The following is a 19,403-nucleotide window of genomic DNA, read 5'->3' as shown; positions in this document are numbered from 1 at the left end:
TTGAAAGGGTCCCAGATCAATAGATCTTGGAGAACTTCTCGATGTTGGTCTTGTCGAACTGGAAGGGCGGAGCCATCGCAGCCGAGTTGCTATCGTCGAGCGTGACCTTGCCGACGCGGCCGATCGACAGCGTCGCACCGGGCTTGGCCTCTTCCTTCTTCACCGCCAGGTCGTGAGCGAGGTAGACGGCGGAGTAGCCGAGGTCGATCGGGTTCCACAGCGCGACCGCCTGGCTGGCGCCGTTGTCGATGAACTTCTTGAACTCGGACGGCAGCGCCAGACCGGTGACATTGACCTTGCCGATCAGCTTCTCGTCGGTGACGACCTGGGCGGCGGCAACAACGCCGACGGTGGTCGGCGCGATGATCGCCTTGAGGTTCGGATAGGACTTCAGCAGGCCCTTGGCTTCATCGGTGCTCTTGGCCGAATCATCGTCGCCATAGACGGTGGCGACGAGCTTGATCTTGGGGAACTTCTCCGGCAGCACCTTCTTGGCCGCGTCGATCCAGGCGTTCTGGTTGGTCGCGGTCGAGGAGGCCGACAGGATGGCGACATCGCCGCCTTCCGGCAGATAGTCGGCGGCAAGCTTGATGATCGTCTCGCCGATCAGGCCGGTGTCGGACGGGTTGAGGTGAAGCTGGCGGCCTTCCTTGGCAACGCCCGAATCCCAGGAGATGACGGTGATGCCGCGCTCCATGGCCTTCTTCAGCACCGGCACCAGCGCGTCCGCGTCATTGGCCGAAATGGCGATGGCGTTGACCTTCTGCGCGATCAGCGAGTTGACCACTTCGATCTGCGCTTCGGCGGTCGCCTTGGTCGGGCCGGTGTAGATGATGTCGACATCGCCGAGTTCCTTGGCCGCCTCTTCGGCGCCCTTGTTGGCGGCGTCGAAGAAGCCGTTGCCGAGCGACTTCACCACCAGTGCGATCTTGACGTTTTCGGCATAGGCGGCATTCACGAACATGGCGGCCGAGAATGCGGCCGTCACCATCAGTTTCTTCAAAAAGCTCATCGCATATCCTCCCTTGAGCGTTGCATTCCATCGCCGCTGCGGGCGTGAGGTGTCTCAGGCCTGCAGTGAAGATTCTTCCTTTGCCGTCTTGCGGGCGACGATCAGCGTCACGCCCGCGGTCTCCAACATCTTGGCTTCGCGATCCTCGATGCCGTCATCGGTGATGACGGTGGCGATGCGCGACAACCCGCACAGGATCAGGCTGGAGCGCTTGCGGAATTTCGAGGAGTCGACCAGCACCACCAGCTCGTCTGCCTGGTCGATCAGCTTCTGCTCCGCCTGGATCAGCAGCGGGTCGCCTTCCATCAGGCCGAGCGGTCCCAGCCCTTGCGCGCCCATGAACATGCGGCGTGCATAGAAATTGCGCGTCACGTCATTGTCGAAGGGTGACAGGATGATGTTCTGCTCGCGATAGATAGTGCCGCCCGATAGCATCACCGTGTTCTTCGAGTGCTTGAGCAGATGCTCGGCGATCGGGAACGAATTGGTGAAGATCGGCATGCGCCGACCGGTCAGAAAATGCACCATCTGGAAGGTGGTGGTGCCGCCATTGATGATGATCGGCTCGCCATCCCCGCACAATTCGACCGCTTCCCGGGCGATCGCCCTCTTCTGCGAAGCGTTGATCGTTTCGTTGACGGAGAAGGGCCGGCCGGCCAGGCCGATGAATTGCGGTGGCGAAATCGCTTCCGCGCCACCGCGCACCCGGCGCAGGCGCTTTTGCACATGCAGAGCCGCGATATCGCGCCGGATCGTCGCCTCCGACGACTCCGTCAGGTCGACCATTTCCTGCACCGTCACCACAGGCTTTTCCTGGACGGCGGACAGAATGATCCTGTGGCGCTCTTTTTCGTGCATGGTTCCTCCCTGCCTGGCCATCTAGGCACTCATAACGAGCAGTGTCAATCATTTCCGATCATATAATTTCATTGTGCAGTGCAATATGATCGATCGTGATCGTTTATGATTGACAAGCGAGATGCTTGCGTAGACATTCCGGGCAAAATGGACTGCGGCTTTTTGCGTCCCAGGGAGGATACCTATGCTCGATAAGCGCTCCGGCTCGCGCCTTGCCAATCTTTGGGATGATGCGAAAACCCAAGGGATGAGCGACCCCGAGCTTCTGGTGTATCGTTCGAACACGTTGGGTTCCGACAAGCGTGTCACCAACTATGGCGGCGGCAACACCTCCTCCAAGATATGGCAGAAGGACCCGCTCAGCGGCGAGACTGTCGAAGTGCTGTGGGTCAAGGGTTCGGGCGGCGACAGCGCCTCGATCAAGCTTGACGGCTTCGCCACGCTCTACATGGACAAATTGCGCGCGCTGAAAGGCCTTTATCGCGGCGTCGAGCATGAGGACGAGATGGTGGGATATCTGCCCCACTGCACGTTCAATCTGAACCCACGCGCGGCCTCGATCGACACGCCGCTGCACGCCTATGTGCCGAAGCCGTTTGTCGATCATATGCATCCCGACGCCATCATCGCCATTGCCGCGGCGAAGGATTCCAAAGCGCTGACCAAGGAGATCTTCGGCGATGCCATCGGCTGGCTGCCGTGGAAGCGGCCGGGCTTCGAGCTTGGCCTGTGGCTGGAGAGGTTCTGCCTCGAACACCCCGCCGCCAAGGGCGTCATCCTCGAAAGCCACGGCCTGTTCACCTGGGGCGACACGCCCAAGGAATGCTACGAGACGACGATCTCGGTGATCAACCAGGCGATCGAGTGGTTCGAGCGCCGCTCCGAGGGCCTCGCCATCTTCGGCGGCGAAGTGGTCAAGTCGCTCGATGCCAAGGAGCGGCGCGCCGTCGCGGCGAAACTGATGCCGAAAATCCGCGGCCTGATCTCGGAAAAGAGCCACAAGCTTGGCCATTTCGACGATTCCGCCGCCGTGCTCGAATTCGTCAACTCCAGGGATTTGCGTCCGCTGGCGGCACTCGGCACCTCTTGCCCGGACCATTTCCTGCGCACCAAGATCCGCCCGCTGGTTATCGAGTTCGATCCGGCAAAACCCGATGTCGATGCCGTCATTGCGCGCCTCGCCGACGACATCGCCGAATACCGCGTCGGCTACCAGGCCTATTACGACAGCTGCAAGCATCCGGATTCGCCCGCCATCCGCGATCCCAATGCCGTGGTCTATTTGATGCCCGGCGTCGGCATGTTCACCTTCGCCGGCGACAAGGCGACGGCGCGAATTTCCGGCGAATTCTACGTCAACGCCATCAATGTCATGCGCGGCGCCTCGACCGTTTCGTCCTATGTCGGCCTGCCCGCCCAGGAAGCCTTCGACATCGAATACTGGCTGCTCGAGGATCTCAAATTGCAGCGCATGCCGAAGCCGAAATCGCTCGCCGGCCAGATCGCGCTGGTCACTGGTGGCGCCGGCGGCATTGGCCGGGCGACCGCAAACCGGCTGCTGCGCGAAGGCGCCTGCGTGGTGCTGGCCGACATCGATGAGGCTGCATTGGCCAGCGCCAATGAGGAACTGGCGAAAGCCTATGGCAAGGATTTCGTCCGCCCGGTTGTGATCAACGTCACCTCGGAAGACCAGGTCGTTTCGGGCTTTGCCGAGACGGCGGTCGAGTTCGGCGGCATCGACATTCTGGTCTCCAACGCGGGTCTCGCCTCCTCGGCGCCGATCGAGGAGACGTCGCTGGCGCTGTGGAACAAGAACATGGACATCCTGTCGACCGGCTATTTCCTGGTCTCGCGGGAAGCGTTCCGGCTGTTCCGGGTGCAGAAGATCGGCGGCAATGTCGTCTTCGTCGCCTCCAAGAACGGCCTTGCCGCCTCGCCCAACGCCGCCGCCTACTGCACGGCCAAGGCCGCCGAAATCCATCTCGCCCGGTGTCTCGCGCTTGAAGGCGCGGAAGCCCAGATCAGGGTCAATGTCGTCAATCCGGACGCCGTGCTGCGCGGCTCGAAAATCTGGACCGGCGAGTGGAAGGAACAGCGCGCCGCCGCCTACAAGATGTCCACGGACGACCTCGAAGAGCATTATCGTTCGCGCTCGATGCTGAAGCGCTCGGTCTTCCCGGAAGACATCGCCGAGGCGATCTATTTCTTCGCCTCCGACATGTCGGCCAAATCGACCGGCAACATCATCAACGTCGACGCCGGCAACGCGCAGAGCTTTACGCGCTGATTTGGAGCGCTTCCCTTCTCCCCGTTCACGGGGAGAAGGTGGCCCGAAGGGCCGGATGAGGGGCAGCGCTGACGGAACGCATTTGGGAGGAACCAGTACTTGTCCGAAACCATCATTTCCGCCGAAATCGTCGACAGCCACAACGCCGCCCGTAAGCCCGACCTAGAGCGCGACTACGCCTCCCTTGGGGAACGCTTGGATCGCCGCGGCATCGCCATCGACGCCATCCGCGACAAGGTCGAGAAATTCGCCGTGGCCATCCCCTCATGGGGCGTCGGCACCGGCGGCACGCGCTTTGCGCGCTTTCCCGGCGCCGGCGAGCCGCGCGATATTTTCGACAAGATCGAGGATTGCGCCGTCATCAGCCAGTTGACGCAGGCGACGCCGACCGTCTCCCTGCACATTCCATGGGACAAGGCCGATCCGAACCGGCTGAAGCAGGCGGCCTCGCGCTTCGGCCTCGGCTTCGATGCCATGAACTCCAACACATTCTCCGATGCCAGGGACCAGAAACTCTCCTACAAGTTCGGCTCGCTGTCGCATGCCGACGCCGGCACCCGCCGGCAGGCGGTAGAGCACAATCTCGAATGCATCGAGATCGGCAAGACGCTCGGCTCCAAGGCGCTGACGGTGTGGATCGGTGACGGCTCGAACTTTCCGGGCCAGGTCAATTTCGCCAAAGCCTTCGAGCGCTACCTCGATGCCATGAAGGAGGTTTATGCCGGGCTGCCCGCCGACTGGAAACTGTTCACCGAACACAAGATGTACGAGCCGGCCTTCTATTCCACGGTCGTGCAGGACTGGGGCACCAACTACCTTATCGCCAAGGAATTGGGCGACAGGGCCTTCTGCCTGGTCGACCTCGGCCACCACGCGCCCAATGTCAACATCGAGATGATCGTGTCGCGGCTGATCCAGTTCAAGAAGCTCGGCGGCTTCCACTTCAACGATTCGAAATATGGCGACGACGATCTCGACGCCGGTTCGATCGATCCTTACCGGCTGTTCCTGGTCTTCAACGAACTGGTCGATGCCGAACTGTCCGGCGCCGAGGGTTTCGATCCGGCCCACATGCTCGACCAGAGCCACAACGTCACCGATCCGATTGAAAGCCTGATGCTCTCGGCGGTCGAGGTGCAGCGCGCCTATGCGCAGGCGTTGCTGGTCGACCGCAAGGCGCTCGAAGGTTTTCAGGACGGCAATGACGCGCTGATGGCGACGCAGACGCTGAAGGCGGCCTACCGCACCGATGTCGAGCCGATCCTGGCCATGGCGCGGCTGAAAACCGGGGGCGCCATCGATCCGGTCGCCGCCTACCGGGCAGCGGGCTACCGCGCCAAGGTCGCGGCCGAACGCCCGGCTGTCGCCGGCGGCTCGGGTGGAATTGTCTGACACGCCTGACATCGGAATTGATCCGCCTGGCCCATTGTTGAAGGTGGACTCGGCCGCAGCGACGGGCTCTTCTAGGCGTCCCCGCCAGGAGAACCCGCCATGCACGTCACCCGTCGGATACTGATCGCCGCCAGTCTTTCCATCACCTTTGCCCTCGCACCATTGACCAGCGTCCTTGCGGCGTCGCCGGCGCCGGCCAAGGGCGAGCACGGCATGGTGGTGACGGCCCAGCATCTGGCGTCGGAAGTCGGCGTCGAGGTCCTGCAGAAGGGCGGCAATGCCATCGATGCGGCGGTCGCCGTCGGCTATGCGCTGGCCGTCGTCTACCCCAATGCCGGCAACATTGGCGGCGGTGGCTTCATGACCATCCGTTTCGCCGATGGCAAATCGACCTTCCTCGATTTCCGCGAGCGCGCGCCGTTGGCCGCGACCAAGACCATGTATCTCGACAAGGATGGCAACCCGGTGAAGGGCGCCAGCCTCGACGGCTATCTCGCCGTCGGCGTGCCGGGCTCGGTGGCCGGTTTCGAAATGGCGCGCGAAAAATATGGCACACTCTCAAGACAAGAGCTGATGGCGCCGGCTATTCGCTATGCCAAGGACGGGTTCATTCTCAATCAGGGCGACGCCGCCTCGTTCGCCGGCAACGCTGAAAGGTTGGCGAAGGATCCGGCGGCGGCCGCCGCCTTCCTGAAACCCGATGGCAAGCCCTTTGGCATTGGCGAGCGGCTCACCCAACCAGACCTTGCCGCCTCGCTCTCGGCGATATCCGAGAAAGGCCCCGACGCCTTCTACAAGGGCGCCATCGCCGACGCCATCGTCAAGGCGAGTGGCGCCAAGGGCGGCATCCTGGCCAAGCAGGATTTCGAGCAATATGCGGTGCGCGAACTGAAACCGGTCACCTGCTCCTATCGCGGCTATGAGATCACGTCCTCGCCGCCGCCAAGCTCCGGTGGCGTCATCATCTGCGAAATCCTCAACGTGCTGGAAGGCTACCCGCTGTCCTATCTCGGCGCCGGTTCGGCCGAGACCGTGCATGTCATGGTCGAGGCGATGCGCCATGCCTATGTCGACCGCAACTCCGCGCTCGGCGACCCCGATTTCGTCGACAATCCGGTCTCGAAACTGCTGGATAAAGCCTACGCCAAGGACATCCGCGACAAGATCGACCCATTCCGCGCCGGCGTGTCGCAGGACCTGATGCCGAAAGGCTTTGGCGAATCGAAGGAGACGACGCACTATTCCATCATCGACAAGGACGGCAACGCGGTCGCCGTGACCTACACGCTGAACGGCTCCTTCGGCGCCGGCGTCGTCGCCGACCGCACCGGCATCCTGCTCAACAACGAGATGGACGATTTCACCCAGAAGCCGGGCGTCCCTAACCTCTACGGCCTGGTCCAGGGCGAGGCCAATGCCATTCAGCCGAAGAAGACGCCGCTGTCATCGATGAGCCCGACCATCGTGGCCAAGGACGGCAAGCCGTTCATGGTCATCGGCAGCCCCGGCGGCTCGCGCATCATCACCATCACGCTGGAAGCGATCGTCAACGTCATCGACCACGGCATGAACATCCAGGAGGCGATCGACGCGCCGCGCATCCACCATCAATGGCTGCCCGATAAGGTCTATGTCGAGCCGTTCGGCCTGTCGCCGGACACCGAAAGGCTGCTGGCCGGCATGGGCTACCACCTTGATCTCGGCGACCAGACCTGGGGCCAGGCGGCCGGCATTTTGGTCGGCGGCAAAAGCCTCGCGGAAATCGGGAAAGGCGGCGGCGCGCGCTACAATGGCGCCATCGACAGCCGGGCGGCCTCTGGCGAGGCACTCGGATATTGATGCCGGGGCGGACCCTCGGACAGGGTCGCGGCCCGGCAAGAACCGTCAGGTAACCAGTGTGATGGTCGATGCGATCAGCATCAGGGCGGCGATGCCGACGAACAGCGCGTAGATGCGCGGCCGGTCAAGCAGAAGCGCGTTTCCGGAGATCCAGGCCGATGTGGCGCCGCCAAGCGCGAAGAGGAACCCGTTGCGATGGCCGAAGGTCATCGACGCGGCCATCAGCCCGCCGATGATCAGGGCGCCGAACACGATGATCACGGCGACCGCGTATTTCTCGAAATCATTGTTGCCGATCCCTGGCCCGATCGCATTCAGATTGGGCAGGTCGTCCGGATCGAAAGGGTTCGCCGACCCATATTCGTCTTGACCGATCGATTCTCGCATCATTCGTTCTCCGCAGACCGGCAACAAACCATCAACACTTGCCGAGTGCAACCCGATCGCACGTCCCTCTCTGTGTCGACCGTCACCTTCAACACGTTCCGGCGGCGCTTGTCACCGGTTTTCCGGCTGCCTGGGTCGAATGCAACACGCGTCCGCGTTCGGATGGCGCGCCACCATCCTATTCTATTTGGACCGAGTTCGCGGGGAAAAGATGATGCCGAGCGTCAATTTCAGTGCCGCAACGCCCTGCGCGACTGCGGCGGGGAGTCGCAGCGCTGGGCGTGAGGCGAGTAATTCTTGACTGGGAAGGCGTTCGCGGTGCGGGAAGGAATACCGCCCCTTGCTGAACGCCTGCCTCGGTAGGATGGTGGCACTTCGCGCCCTCATTCCTGCGAAGGGGGGGCGCTCAATCGACGATAGGGCACGCCGTCGAAGCTTGCCGTCACAAAATCCGTGACGGACATCTTGCGCTTGCGTCCGTCGCTGCAGGCGTAAACCGGCCAACCGGCATCGCTGCATTCGCTGGCAGCGCAGATACGCGCTAGGCAGTTACCGATCGTCAATCGGAAGCCGCCCTTGCCGGCGAAGCCTTGCAACAAGCTGCCGTCCGCCGAGCGCCAGGTCCGCGCACGGAATTCCGCCCGCAAAAGCAATGGTTCGAGAGAGACCGCAAGATTGGTTTCGCCGGCACGTCCTGCGAACTGCAGACGGAAGCGCGCCATTGCAGTCGTGTATGCGGTCACAACATCCGATTCGCGAAGATAGGAGACCGGCAGGTTGGAGCGGTCAAGCAGATGAGACATGCGCTCGCTGGCCTCCACCGGCATCAGCAAGGCAACAAGGATAAAAAGGGCGAAGCAAGCTCGCGACATTTTCCAGCAGCCATATCGATCTCGGCCTGCCGGTTTGGCCCCGGTTGCCCCCAGTAACATCCCGCCAATCGTCGCCCCGTGCAAGCCGCTTGCTGAGGCAGTCCAAGGCGGCCGAGTGTGCAATTTGCACGGCCACCGAGTTAAAGCGCTTGGAGCCGAAGAGGTGACCCGCATCGACGAATCTGCGCGGGCAATGGCGAGGTATACTCGGCGTTTGCGGCAAGGAGGAACACATGCCGCCAGCCAGGGTTCCTTAGCTGGCGCGGGCCGGCGGCAGCTCAAACAGGTTGGCGCCGTTCTCCTGGCCGCGCTCGACATAACCGATAATGCCGAACCATCGGGCGACGTCAGGCCCCTGCAGCCAGCTGCGCGAGTGGATGGGAAGGTTGCCGGCGAGCGCCTGGATGTGCCTGATATGCCGCTTGCAGAAGCGCACGGTCGAGGCGCGGAAGAAGTCCTCCTGCGCGGCAAACAGCGTATCGGCGGCGTCGCTGTTCTCATGCCAGGCGATGATCGCCACGGCCTTCTCGCCCTCGACCAGCGCGTGCGCCCGGCCTTCCTTCAGATTCATCATCAGATTGTCGTAGGCGATCTTGCTGTCCTTGCCGGCCGCCGCGTACTCCTCCGACATCCGCTTGGAGAGGCCATGAAACACATCCTCGAGATCCCCGAGCGTTGCTGCGCGTGCTCTCATTTCACCTCCTGCAGCCCCGGCAGGGAGTTTGCCCTAAGGGTGGGGGATCACCAAGCAAATCGAATCCGCTGAATGGCCAATGAGAGCAAAGCTGTTTCGCTCGGCGAGTCGCCTGGTCGCGCAACAGGGCCAAGTCCTGAGGTTGCGGAAAACCGCTCACACTTTTCCTGGAATTGCTCTAGACGAGGGTTGTTTCAATCGTCTGCATCAGGCAATCGCCAGCCTGCGTGCCGACGATGCCCAGATCCCGTACGCTGTTCATATGGTTCCGGTCATTCAGGCGGAGGTCGCGGACACCGTGCCCCTGCGCGCGCAAGAGTGTTCCGAAGTCGGCCGCTTGCTGGTGGAAGGGTTGCGTTTCCTGGTCCCCGACGAGAATGGTCACTGCCGTCTTCGGGTCATGCCGCCGCGTCATTGGCGTGAAGGCAGCTGCCTCCTCGTCGGTGATGCCGATCAACGGCTCGAGGAAGGATCTCCGCAGAGGCTTCAGGTCGTAAAGGCCGCCCAGCAGCAGCGCCGCACGGATGCGTGATGGCATTGGCGTCTTCTCGAACAGGAATGTGGCCAGGTGCGCTCCGGCTGAATGGCCGCTGACGCTTATCCGGGCGGGATCGCCGCCATGGTCGACGATGTTGTCCAGCACCCATTGTTTGGCGCGCCGGACCTGTTCCACGATCGCCGCCATTCTGAACTCGGGCATTAGCGCATAATCGACGATGACGGCGATCGCGCCGGCTTTGGTGACTGTGTTCGCCACATAGGAATAGTCGCCCCTTGAAAACATGCGCCAGTAGCCGCCGTGGATGAAAATATGAACCGGAATATTCTTGCGCCCGACCGGGGGAAAGAACAGGTCGAGCCTCTCGGCCGCGCCGTTGCCATAGGCGACATTAGCCACCATGGGCAGCGTCGCCCGGGTAGCGGTGCTGCGCGCCACGATATCGGCCACGATGTCATCGAAGTCGGCAACGTGATCGCGGGTGCGGAAGGGGTCTTTCTGCATGGATGCCCGATCAGAAGGTAACGGCGATATACTTCGCCTCCATGAACTCGGCGATGCCGTGGTGCTGGCCGCCCTCGCGACCCAGGCCGCTCTGCTTGACGCCACCGAAGGGCGCCGCAGGGTCCGACATCAGCCCCCGATTGAGGCCGATCATGCCGGCCTCGATCCTCGATGCCACCCGCAATCCTCGGCCCACATCGCGCGTATAGATATAGGCGGCAAGGCCGTATTCCGTGTTGTTGGCGTGCATGATGACTTCGGCCTCGGTCTCGAATCGCGTGATGGGCGCTACCGGCCCGAAGATCTCCTCATGCGCCATGTCGGCATCGGGCGAAACCTGCGACAGGACCGTCGGCGGATAAAAGAAGCCTTCCTCTTCCGGGATCGAGCCGCCGCAAAGTACCTTGGCTCCCCGGGCCACGGCGTCATTGACAAGGCGGTCGATCTTGGCGACCGCCTTTCTGGTGATCATCGGCCCGCACTCGGTATCCGCACTCATGCCTGGTCCGACCTTGAGAGCTGCCATGCGCTTGCGAAGGCCGTCGGCGAACGCATCATGAATGCCCGACTGGACATAGATGCGGTTGGCGGCTGTACAGGCTTCGCCGGCATTGCGCATCTTCGCGATCATGGCGCCATCGAGCGCGGCATCGAGGTCGGCATCGTCGAAGACGACGAAGGGTGCATTGCCGCCGAGTTCCATCGAGCAGGAGACTACATGCTTGGCGGCTTCGCCAAGCAAGGTTCGTCCGACGCCCGTCGAGCCGGTGAAAGAGAGCTTCCTGACGCGCGGATCGGCCAGCATGGCCGATGTCAGCGGACCGGGACTGGTCGTGGTGAGCACGTTGACCACGCCGGCCGGAACGCCGGCCTCGCCGTAGAGCGCGGCCAGCGCATAGGCCGTCAGCGGCGTTTCGCTGGCCGGCTTCAGGATCACCGTGCAACCGGCCGCCAATGCCGGCGCGATCTTTCGTGTCGCCATCGCGGCCGGAAAATTCCAGGGCGTGATCAGCACGCAGATGCCGATCGGCTCATAGTCGACCACGATGCGGTTGGTGCCGGATGGCGCGGTGCCGAACTCGCCGGTGATCCGAACCGCTTCTTCCGCGTTCCAGCGGAAGAACTCGGCGGCGTACGCAACCTCGCCGCGCGCGTCGCGCAGAGCCTTGCCGTTTTCGAGCGAGATCAGCATGGCGAGCGTTTCCGACCGCTCGACCATGAGTTCGAAACAGCGCCTGAGGATTTCCGAGCGCTTGCGCGGCGCCGTCTCCCGCCATCCCGTCGCCGCCTTGGCTGCCGCATCGACCGCGGCCAGGGCATCCTCGAGCGTCGCGTCGGGGACCGCTGCAATAACAGACCCCGACGAAGGATCGACGACGTCAATGACCCGGCCGTCGGAAGATGGTCGCCATCTGCCGTCGATGTACAGTCCGTGCGAAAAGCCGCGAACATCATAGTCGTCCTGGTCGATCCACAGCGCATTGGGAGGAAGGTTCATGGTCTTGTTCCGTGGATTACATGGCGCAGGCTGCGAGGTCGCCGTCATGGGCGGCCTGGACCAGGCGTCGCATGGCAGTGACATCGAAGGGGCGCGGGTTGTTCTTGATCAGACGGTCGATGCCGAGCGCCTGATCGGCGGTCCAGTCGAGCTTGTCGGCGGGAAGGCCGAGATCGGCCAGCGTCGGCGTGATGCCGATCGCCGTGAATAGCCGCCGGATTTCCCCGATGGTGGCATCCGCCATCTCCTCGGCGCTCCGCCCCTTGGCTTCGAGGCCAAGCGCGGCGCCGATCTCGGCCATCTCGGCGGCGACCACGCGGCTGTTGTAGGTCATGACGTAGGGCATCATCGTGGCGACGCCCAACCCATGCGCGGTGTGGGTGAGGGCGCCCGCAGGATATTGCACGGCATGCGCCGCCGCCGTGCCGGCGGTGCCGAATGCGCAGCCCGCCGCCAGCGCGCCCATCATCACATCGGCGCGCGCATCGGCATCGGTGCCATCGGTGCAGGCTTTCTCCAGGCTGCGGCCCAGCAGCTCTATGGCCAGCAGGGCGAAATGGTCGGTCAGCGCGGTCTTGCCGATGAAGACATGCTGTTGCGCCAGGCTGGGGTCCTCGCCGCGCCGCTTCGCGGTGAAGGCCTCGATCGCATGGGTCAAGGCATCCGCGCCGGCTATCGCGGTCAGGGCGGGGGGGCATGTCATCGTCAGTTCGGGGTCGCACAAGGCAACCGCGGCGATCAGATAGGGGCTCGATATGCCGACCTTGAGCGTCCGGTCCGGATCGGAGATCACCGCGACGGGCGTCACTTCGGAACCGGTGCCCGCCGTCGTGGGCACGGCGATCAGCGGCAGCGTCGGGCCGGGCACCTTGAACTCCCCATAATACTCCTGAAGTGTGCCGCCATGGCTGAGCAGCAAGTCAGCGCATTTGGCGAAATCGAGGCAGCTGCCGCCGCCGATGCCGAGCACCATCTCGGGCCGGAATTTCTCCGCCTCGTCGACGCAAATGCTGACGCTGTCGCGCGGCACGTCGGGAAGCACGCGGTCATGCACCAGCACCTCGATCGAGGCGGCCTGGAGCGATTTGACGATTTCCGCGAACACCGCCGTGCCGGCGAAACGCTCGTCGGTACAGACCAGGGCGCGCCGGCCGAACCTGCCGGCGACTGTCGGCAGCGCATGGCGCTGGCCTTTCCCGAAAAGGATTTCACGCGGAAGCCGGAGGGCGGCGAAGAGGCTCATGATGATCTTTTGTCCTTTGAAGGCGGCTGAACTGGCTAGGGTTCTCGCTACGGATCCGCCATCTGTCCGCAACCGCGCCAGGACACCCTGTAGCACCCATGCAACGGCCCGACAGACATATCCGCTTTAAAATCGTATAGGATATAGGATTGCATCTGCTGGAGCATCGTGTTAGCAGTCCGCACTGTCAAGAGGCAAAAAAGATGCAGATCGCGAACTCAGCCGACACGACCGAAACGACCGCCGGCGGCGGTCGCATCCAGCGCTCCAACAGCCTGGTCGAGGATGTCTATGAAGCGATCTTCGCGCAGCTGATGGCGCTGAAGATCGCGCCGGGTTCGCGCATCACCGTCGACAGCCTGGTCAAGGAATTCAACGTCTCGCACACGCCGATCCGCGAGGCGCTCGGCCGCCTCGAAGGCGAGGGCCTGGTGCTCAAGACGCACCTGATCGGCTATCGCGCGGCACCGCAAATCACACGGCGCCGCTTCGACGAATTGTACGAGATGCGCCTTCTGCTTGAGCCGCATGCCGCGGCGAAAGCCGCCGCTGCCATGGATGAAGCCAAGCTCAACATTTTGCTGGAAGCAGCCGGTGTGATGTCACGGCGCGAAGGCAAGGACGATCGCCTGCGCTATTCGAATTTCGCCCGGCAGGACGCGATCTTCCACGACAAGATCATGGAGTTTTCGCAAAACGAACTCATTCGGCAGACGCTTAGCCACCAGCATACCCACTTCCATATCTTTCGCCTGATGTATCATGCCCGCGTGACCGAGGAAGCGCTCGACGAACACGAGGCGATCCTCGCCGCATTCGGCGCGGCCGATCCCGACGCCGCTCAAAAGGCGATGCGCGTCCATATCGAGCATTCGCGCGATCGATTGCTTCCGGCCTTCGATTGAGGTCGGAGCCGATGTCCATTGCCGCGAACATCGCCGGAGAGGGAGGAAGCACGCTGCCTACTGGTGGCGTGCCGGGCGCCGTCGAACCGGTGCTGCGCGCCGAGCGCTCATTTCCGGGACCCGCCGTTCTGATCCGATCCGATTTCGAAGACAGGCGAGGCGCGATCCGCACCTCGCCCAGCCCCAACAGGAGGAAGAGCCATGCCAGGCAAGAAAATACTGATGCTGACCGGTGAGTTCACCGAGGAATACGAAATCTTCGTCTATCAGCAGGCGATGGAGGCGGTGGGCCACACGGTTCATGTGGTATGCCCCGACAAGAACGCAGGAGACCTGATCAAGACCTCGCTGCACGACTTCGAGGGCGACCAGACCTACACCGAAAAGCTTGGCCACTATGCGCTGATCAACAAGACGTTTTCGGACGCCGAAAGACAGCTCGACCAGTATCATGCGGTCTACTGCGCAGGCGGCCGCGGGCCGGAATACATTCGTACCGACAAGCGCGTGCAGGCGATCGTGCGCCATTTCCATGAGACCAAAAAGCCGATCTTCACGATTTGCCACGGCGTCCAGATTCTGATCGCGGTCGATGGCGTCGTCCGCGGCAAGAAGGTCGGGGCTCTCGCGGCTTGCGAGCCGGAGGTGACGCTTGCCGGCGGCACTTACATCGACCTGTCTCCCACCGATGCCTATGTGGACGGGACGATGGTGTCCGCCAAGGGTTGGACGGCGCTTGCCGCGTTCATCCGCGAATGCTTGAAGGTGCTGGGAACCGAAATCCGCCACGCTTGACGCCAATGGCCGGCACGCCAGCGCGCCGGCCATTCCCAAGGGAAGAGCAGACGCCTTCCCTTGGGAATGGCGTCAAAACGAAGAGTTAGAGCAGGCTGCCGTTTCCGTGAAACCGTGAACGGCGCCAGGATCGGCAACGGCCGCACGGGGCGTGACAAAGGGCCGGCTTGCCGAAGCGAAAGAAGCCGGGGTCAAGTCCGTCCCGGCGCTCGTGATTGACGGCGCCGTCTATCACATCAACCACGGCGCTGACATCTCGATCCTGCGACTGGTGCCGGCGGGATATCGCTTCCCAGTGGCCTCAATTCCGGCGCTGTTTTTGCAGGTATCAGCATTCATAACAGCACAGACTTTTCCGCCGCCAATTTTGGCGCCACTGCGTTTAACCAGTCTCCGCCGTCGGGCTTCTCTGCATGGGGGTAGCTTCAGACCACTCCGGGGTGAAGGATCTGGCCAATGTCGACAGTTGGCGGTCGCGGCTGATCGTGCCCTGTTCCTTTGAGCAATACACTGCCGGCCACCGCGGCAAGGATGGCAAGGCTCGCCAGCACGATGCCAAGCCGATCGCTTTTTGGCGCAGCTTTCACAGCGTGAATCAAGTCTTCGAACGTGTCATCCATCAGCGGATGCTAAACGAGGATCACGCAATAGACCGTTAGCGGCTAAAGCAGAATGCCCAGCGCCGGCTGAAGAAACAGATGGCAGCCAACCGAAGCAATCTCGGCAGTCAGGAAACCGAAGCGCCAGAACAGCCATGCCCAAATTACGCCTGGGACGACGTAGCGCAAAGCCTCGTAGGTGAGCACCAGCGGCGATATCGGGCCCGGTAAGAACGCCGTCACGTTCATCCCAATGTTGAGCGCCTGGGTTGCGACCATGACGGCTAGGATGGCGATCGGTGCCATCTCCCTTGCTCCTACCCTCGTCAGCTTCGAAAGCAGGCAAAGGGCGGTCGCGAATACGAACAGGCGATAGATCACATTCTCGTTGAACGCGCGGAGCATGAAATAGGCAAAGCGCTCACCCAGCGGCATTTGCTCGAAAAATTGCGCATAGGATTCCGGGACAACGCTTCGAAATAGATAGCAGTCGATGCAGACTACATAGCCGGCAACCAGGATCGCACCAATCGCCCCGATCAATGCTGATCGAGCCGATGCGGTCAGACGTAGGCCGACTTGGCTCGCTGACCAAGCGCCGATCATCACGAGGGCGGCCATAAGCATGACGCGTAGAACTGGAGATCCGAACGTGACGGCGACGAAGCCAACGTCGAATGGCGCAATAGCCGCGATGACCAGGCTGACGGTCAAGATGATCGCGAGCGGCAGATTGAGCCGCTGCCCTGCGATCCCCCCATCGATCAGGATGGCTGACCCCTGTTGCTGGACTTGGCCCACAGTCCCACTCTCCCCGCCGGAAGAATGCTTCCATTGGCGAAAAGAGTCCAGAGAGCGTTAGTTGGGGCTAATGTGACTACAGCCGGAGATCACCACGGCCGGAACATTCTTCGCCGGGTGAAGTTTTGAATCTGCCTTGGTTTTGATCCCCGTGGGCCAAGGCCGGAGGCTGCCTCCATCAGCTTCCTCAGCCCGCCTCGGACGGGGGCAAAACTGTCTGGGGCGGGCTTCGTTGAGCCTTGCCTATAAGCGGAGACTTATGCAATTTACGCGGCGTTCTCACGGCAAGGGCGCGCGGCATGCTGGCTCGGACCGATCACCATCCCTGCGACATCTATGCCATCGCTCGCACATGCGGCGCCAGCGCGGCAATGTCCGCCGGTAGGCGCTTTCGGAACCAGTACACCCCAGTCTTACGATGTTTGACAGGACGGCCCATAGCAAGGACCATGTGTAACACCCGTGTGTAGCACTCGGGCAGGCCTAAGCATATAATTTTGCTAGTTTTTCAGCTGCGTCAACACCTTACAAAGGAAATGGTGCCCAGAGGCGGATTCGAACCACCGACACGCGGATTTTCAGTCCGCTGCTCTACCAACTGAGCTATCTGGGCCTGTTCCGGCAAACGAAAACGCGTGAACCGGATTTCATGAAGGCGCCGTGGGGCACCCCTTGAAAGCGCGTGGGTTATAGCACGGGAATTTAGCCTGTCCAGCGCCTAGGTGGCGATTTCCGGCAGGAAAAGCGAGGCTGTGGAAAGGCCGGCCTCCTCAGGCGCTTTCACAACCGCAATGGCGCGCGGGCTGGCCTCCTTCTGCCCTTTGGCCTCTGTCCTAGCGCCGCCATGCCGCGCTGCAACCGCCGGGATCCCTCGTTAGCCGACGGTGGAGATGCCGCGGGGGCAACGAGCTGTCGCCCTACCTGGCGCCGGCCACGCCTTTGCGGAAGTCGGAGGGGGTCATGCCGGCCAGCTTGCGGAAGGACTTGTTGAAGGCGCTGAGCGAGCCGAAACCGGAGTCCATGGCGACGCGCAGCACATTGGCATCCTGATGCATCAGAAGCGCCTGCGCGTAGCTCAGCCGCAAAAGGTTGACATATTCGTTGAGCGTCATGCCGGTCGATTTCTTGAACAGGCTCATGGCGTATTTGGGATGGATATCGGCCGCCGCCGCTATGTTCATGCAATCGATGTCGTAGAGGAAATTCTCGGCGATGAAATCGCACATGCGCCCGACATTGCGCGAGGATTGCTGGTCGAACGCACTGCCGGCTTCCTGCCCGGCCGCCGTCTCTGGCACCAGCCTGTAGGGTTCGAACCGCACCCGCTCCAGCCGCAGCAGAAGCTCGTTGACGGCGTGTTCGGCCTTGGCCGGATCGCCCGAGCGGGCATAGCGGTTCCAGCGGGCGAAATTGTCGTTGTCGGATTGGTCGGTGGCGCTGGTCACCAGCGTCGCGCCCGTCATCAGCCGGTGGCGCACGTCCGCCGGCAGATGCAGCCGGAAGAAATGCACCAGCGGCAGATGCGCGCCGGCATAGATGGCGTCGTCGCTGAGATCGTCCATCTGGTGCGGCAGGCCGCCCCAGAAGAAGCACATCTCGCCGGCCGAAAGTGAGATTTCGTGCTCGTTCATGCGGTAGTGCACGCTGCCGCGCACGATGAAATTCACCTCGACCTGGGCATGCCAGTGCGGCTTGAGCATCACCAGCGGAGCGGTGTGAAACATCTGCAGGAGCAGCGGCAGGCCCTCCACGCTGCTGGCGCCCGGCTGGTAAAACGGCCGTTCCGGCATCTTACTTTCCGCCAATTCCGTATTCCCTTTGTCGGCGACAAGCCTTCCGCGCCGAATAGTGTAGCCACGCTCGCAGAGAGAGCAAATGAAATGGGAGGATTTCAATGCGCATCACACTGACTTGCGCCGCGCTCGCGCTTGCCCTGGGCTCAGCCCCGGCCTTTGCGCAGTCCGGCGAAATCACCATCTGGAGCTGGAATGTCGCCGCTTCGTCGCTGAAGGCGACGGTTGCCGGCTTCAACAAGCTGCATCCCGACATCAAGGTCACGGTTCAGGATCTCGGCAACCAGCCGACCTACGACAAGTCGATCGCCGGCTGTGCGGCCGGAGGCGTCGGCCTGCCCGACATCGTCACCATCGAGAATGGCGAAGCCGAGAATTACTGGAGCCAGTTCCCCGACTGCTTCGTCGACCTGCATACGCTGGGCTACAGTGCCGAGGACCAGAAGAAATTCCCCGATTTCAAACGCACCGAACTTGAGGTCGGCGACAAGGCCTATGCCATGCCGTGGGATTCCGGGCCCGTCGCCGCCTTCTATCGCCGCGACTTCTACGAGAAGGCCGGCGTCGATCCGGCATCGATCAAGACCTGGGACGATTTCATCGCCGCCGGCAAGAAGATCCAGGCGGCCAATCCGGGCGTCTCGATGACCAATGCCGATTTCAACGGCGACAGTGAATTCTTCCGCATGATCTCCAACGAGCAGGGCTGCGCCTATTTCGCCGAGGACGGCCAGTCGATCACGGTCAGCGAACCCAAATGCGTCGACGCCATGACCAAGGTCAAGGAGATGAAGGACGCCGGCATCGTCTCGTCCGCCGACTGGGGCACCAAGATCACCAACAACACGGCGGGCACCGTCGCCACCCAAGTCTATGGCGGCTGGTATGAAGGCACCATCCGCACAGAATCGGCCGGCGAGAACGGCAAATGGGGCGTCTATCTGATGCCGAGCCTAACCGCCGACGGTCCGCGCGCCGCCAATCTCGGCGGCTCGTCGCTGGCCATCACCTCGGCCTCGAAGAACAAGGAAGCGGCCTACGAGTATCTGAAATACACGCTCGGAACCAATGAAGGCCAGATCACCATGCTGAAGGAGTTCGGCCTCGTCCCTTCGCTGGTCTCGGCGCTGGATGATCCTTATGTCAGCCAAGGCCTGCCCTATTGGGGTGGCCAGGCGGTGTGGAAGGATATTCTGGGCACCTTGCCCAAGGTCGTCCCCAGCCGCGGCACGCAGTTCCAGAGCGATGCCGAAATCATCGTCCGCGCGGTGCAGACCAAATATCTGGCCGGCGGCTATCCCGACGCCAAGGCGGCACTCGACGATGCGGCAAAACAGATCGCCGCGGCGACCGGACTGCCGGTCAAGTCATAACCTCCCAGGGATGGGGTCCGGGACGACTCTTGCCGCCCGGACCCTGTCGCCT

The 19,403-nt window shown here is 62.3% G+C and carries 17 protein-coding genes and 1 tRNA gene; 6 read left to right on the top strand and 12 right to left on the bottom strand.

What is annotated here, in order from left to right; all coding sequences use genetic code 11:
* Nucleotides 1-16: 16 nt before the first annotated feature.
* Nucleotides 17-1,012, bottom strand: a complete 996-nt coding sequence (gene rhaS, locus D3242_RS27470; protein WP_010913442.1) for a rhamnose ABC transporter substrate-binding protein — start codon at nucleotides 1,010-1,012, stop codon at nucleotides 17-19.
* Nucleotides 1,013-1,066: 54 nt separating this feature from the next.
* Nucleotides 1,067-1,870: a DeoR/GlpR family DNA-binding transcription regulator gene (locus D3242_RS27465; RefSeq protein ID WP_010913443.1), complete on the bottom strand. Its 804-nt coding sequence runs from the start codon at nucleotides 1,868-1,870 to the stop codon at nucleotides 1,067-1,069.
* A gap of 184 nt (nucleotides 1,871-2,054) precedes the next feature.
* Here D3242_RS27465 and D3242_RS27460 point away from each other — a divergent pair, with 184 nt between their 5' ends.
* The 3 genes from D3242_RS27460 to ggt all read left to right on the top strand — a co-directional run bounded on the left by D3242_RS27460 (nucleotide 2,055) and on the right by ggt (nucleotide 7,388).
* Nucleotides 2,055-4,157: a bifunctional rhamnulose-1-phosphate aldolase/short-chain dehydrogenase gene (locus D3242_RS27460; protein ID WP_019863185.1), complete on the top strand. Its 2,103-nt coding sequence runs from the start codon at nucleotides 2,055-2,057 to the stop codon at nucleotides 4,155-4,157.
* Between the two features lie 99 nt (nucleotides 4,158-4,256).
* A complete protein-coding gene (gene rhaI / locus D3242_RS27455; RefSeq protein WP_038644510.1) occupies nucleotides 4,257-5,549 on the top strand; it encodes an L-rhamnose catabolism isomerase in 1,293 nt (430 codons plus the stop codon).
* A gap of 99 nt (nucleotides 5,550-5,648) precedes the next feature.
* A complete protein-coding gene (gene ggt / locus D3242_RS27450) occupies nucleotides 5,649-7,388 on the top strand; it encodes a gamma-glutamyltransferase (RefSeq protein WP_019863187.1) in 1,740 nt (579 codons plus the stop codon).
* Nucleotides 7,389-7,433: 45 nt separating this feature from the next.
* Here the strand turns inward: ggt and D3242_RS27445 are convergent, their stop codons facing one another.
* From D3242_RS27445 to D3242_RS27420, 6 genes are all read right to left on the bottom strand, one after another.
* On the bottom strand, nucleotides 7,434-7,778 hold the full coding sequence (locus tag D3242_RS27445) for a hypothetical protein (protein ID WP_010913447.1): 345 nt from the start codon (nucleotides 7,776-7,778) through the stop codon (nucleotides 7,434-7,436).
* Nucleotides 7,779-8,158: 380 nt separating this feature from the next.
* Nucleotides 8,159-8,578: a hypothetical protein gene (locus tag D3242_RS27440; protein WP_027047748.1), complete on the bottom strand. Its 420-nt coding sequence runs from the start codon at nucleotides 8,576-8,578 to the stop codon at nucleotides 8,159-8,161.
* A 322-nt stretch (nucleotides 8,579-8,900) separates the two neighbouring features.
* Nucleotides 8,901-9,341: a hypothetical protein gene (locus tag D3242_RS27435; RefSeq protein WP_027047749.1), complete on the bottom strand. Its 441-nt coding sequence runs from the start codon at nucleotides 9,339-9,341 to the stop codon at nucleotides 8,901-8,903.
* A gap of 178 nt (nucleotides 9,342-9,519) precedes the next feature.
* Nucleotides 9,520-10,344: an alpha/beta hydrolase gene (locus D3242_RS27430; RefSeq protein WP_064982374.1), complete on the bottom strand. Its 825-nt coding sequence runs from the start codon at nucleotides 10,342-10,344 to the stop codon at nucleotides 9,520-9,522.
* Nucleotides 10,345-10,354: 10 nt separating this feature from the next.
* A complete protein-coding gene (locus D3242_RS27425) occupies nucleotides 10,355-11,842 on the bottom strand; it encodes an NAD-dependent succinate-semialdehyde dehydrogenase (RefSeq protein WP_038644518.1) in 1,488 nt (495 codons plus the stop codon).
* 16 nt (nucleotides 11,843-11,858) lie between these two features.
* Nucleotides 11,859-13,085, bottom strand: a complete 1,227-nt coding sequence (locus tag D3242_RS27420) for an iron-containing alcohol dehydrogenase (RefSeq protein WP_064982372.1) — start codon at nucleotides 13,083-13,085, stop codon at nucleotides 11,859-11,861.
* 203 nt (nucleotides 13,086-13,288) lie between these two features.
* Here D3242_RS27420 and D3242_RS27415 point away from each other — a divergent pair, with 203 nt between their 5' ends.
* Together D3242_RS27415 and D3242_RS27405 are read left to right on the top strand one after the other, a co-directional pair.
* Nucleotides 13,289-13,990, top strand: a complete 702-nt coding sequence (locus D3242_RS27415) for a GntR family transcriptional regulator (RefSeq protein ID WP_064982370.1) — start codon at nucleotides 13,289-13,291, stop codon at nucleotides 13,988-13,990.
* 201 nt (nucleotides 13,991-14,191) lie between these two features.
* Nucleotides 14,192-14,785 (top strand): DJ-1/PfpI family protein, encoded by a 594-nt coding sequence (locus D3242_RS27405; RefSeq protein WP_019863196.1) that lies wholly within the window; start codon nucleotides 14,192-14,194, stop codon nucleotides 14,783-14,785.
* A gap of 425 nt (nucleotides 14,786-15,210) precedes the next feature.
* Here D3242_RS27405 and D3242_RS33665 read toward each other — a convergent pair whose 3' ends face one another.
* The 4 genes from D3242_RS33665 to D3242_RS27380 all read right to left on the bottom strand — a co-directional run bounded on the left by D3242_RS33665 (nucleotide 15,211) and on the right by D3242_RS27380 (nucleotide 17,975).
* Nucleotides 15,211-15,405 carry a hypothetical protein gene (locus D3242_RS33665; protein WP_167470462.1) on the bottom strand — a complete coding sequence of 65 codons (195 nt, stop codon included), beginning with the start codon at nucleotides 15,403-15,405 and terminating at the stop codon, nucleotides 15,211-15,213.
* 42 nt (nucleotides 15,406-15,447) lie between these two features.
* Nucleotides 15,448-16,185, bottom strand: a complete 738-nt coding sequence (locus D3242_RS27390) for a hypothetical protein (RefSeq protein ID WP_019863198.1) — start codon at nucleotides 16,183-16,185, stop codon at nucleotides 15,448-15,450.
* 537 nt (nucleotides 16,186-16,722) lie between these two features.
* Nucleotides 16,723-16,798 (bottom strand) — tRNA-Phe (locus tag D3242_RS27385).
* 304 nt (nucleotides 16,799-17,102) lie between these two features.
* Nucleotides 17,103-17,975, bottom strand: a complete 873-nt coding sequence (locus tag D3242_RS27380) for a helix-turn-helix domain-containing protein (RefSeq protein ID WP_064980434.1) — start codon at nucleotides 17,973-17,975, stop codon at nucleotides 17,103-17,105.
* Between the two features lie 104 nt (nucleotides 17,976-18,079).
* On the opposite strand from D3242_RS27380, the gene D3242_RS27375 reads away from it, so the two are divergent.
* Nucleotides 18,080-19,351 (top strand): ABC transporter substrate-binding protein, encoded by a 1,272-nt coding sequence (locus tag D3242_RS27375; protein ID WP_038644532.1) that lies wholly within the window; start codon nucleotides 18,080-18,082, stop codon nucleotides 19,349-19,351.
* The last annotated feature ends 52 nt before the right edge of the window (nucleotides 19,352-19,403 follow it).

Source organism: Mesorhizobium jarvisii (assembly GCF_003601985.1).
In the GTDB taxonomy this organism is placed as follows: Bacteria; Pseudomonadota; Alphaproteobacteria; order Rhizobiales; family Rhizobiaceae; genus Mesorhizobium; species Mesorhizobium jarvisii.
Note: the sequence above shows the minus strand (reverse complement) of the source record. Positions and strands in the feature narration are given on the sequence as shown.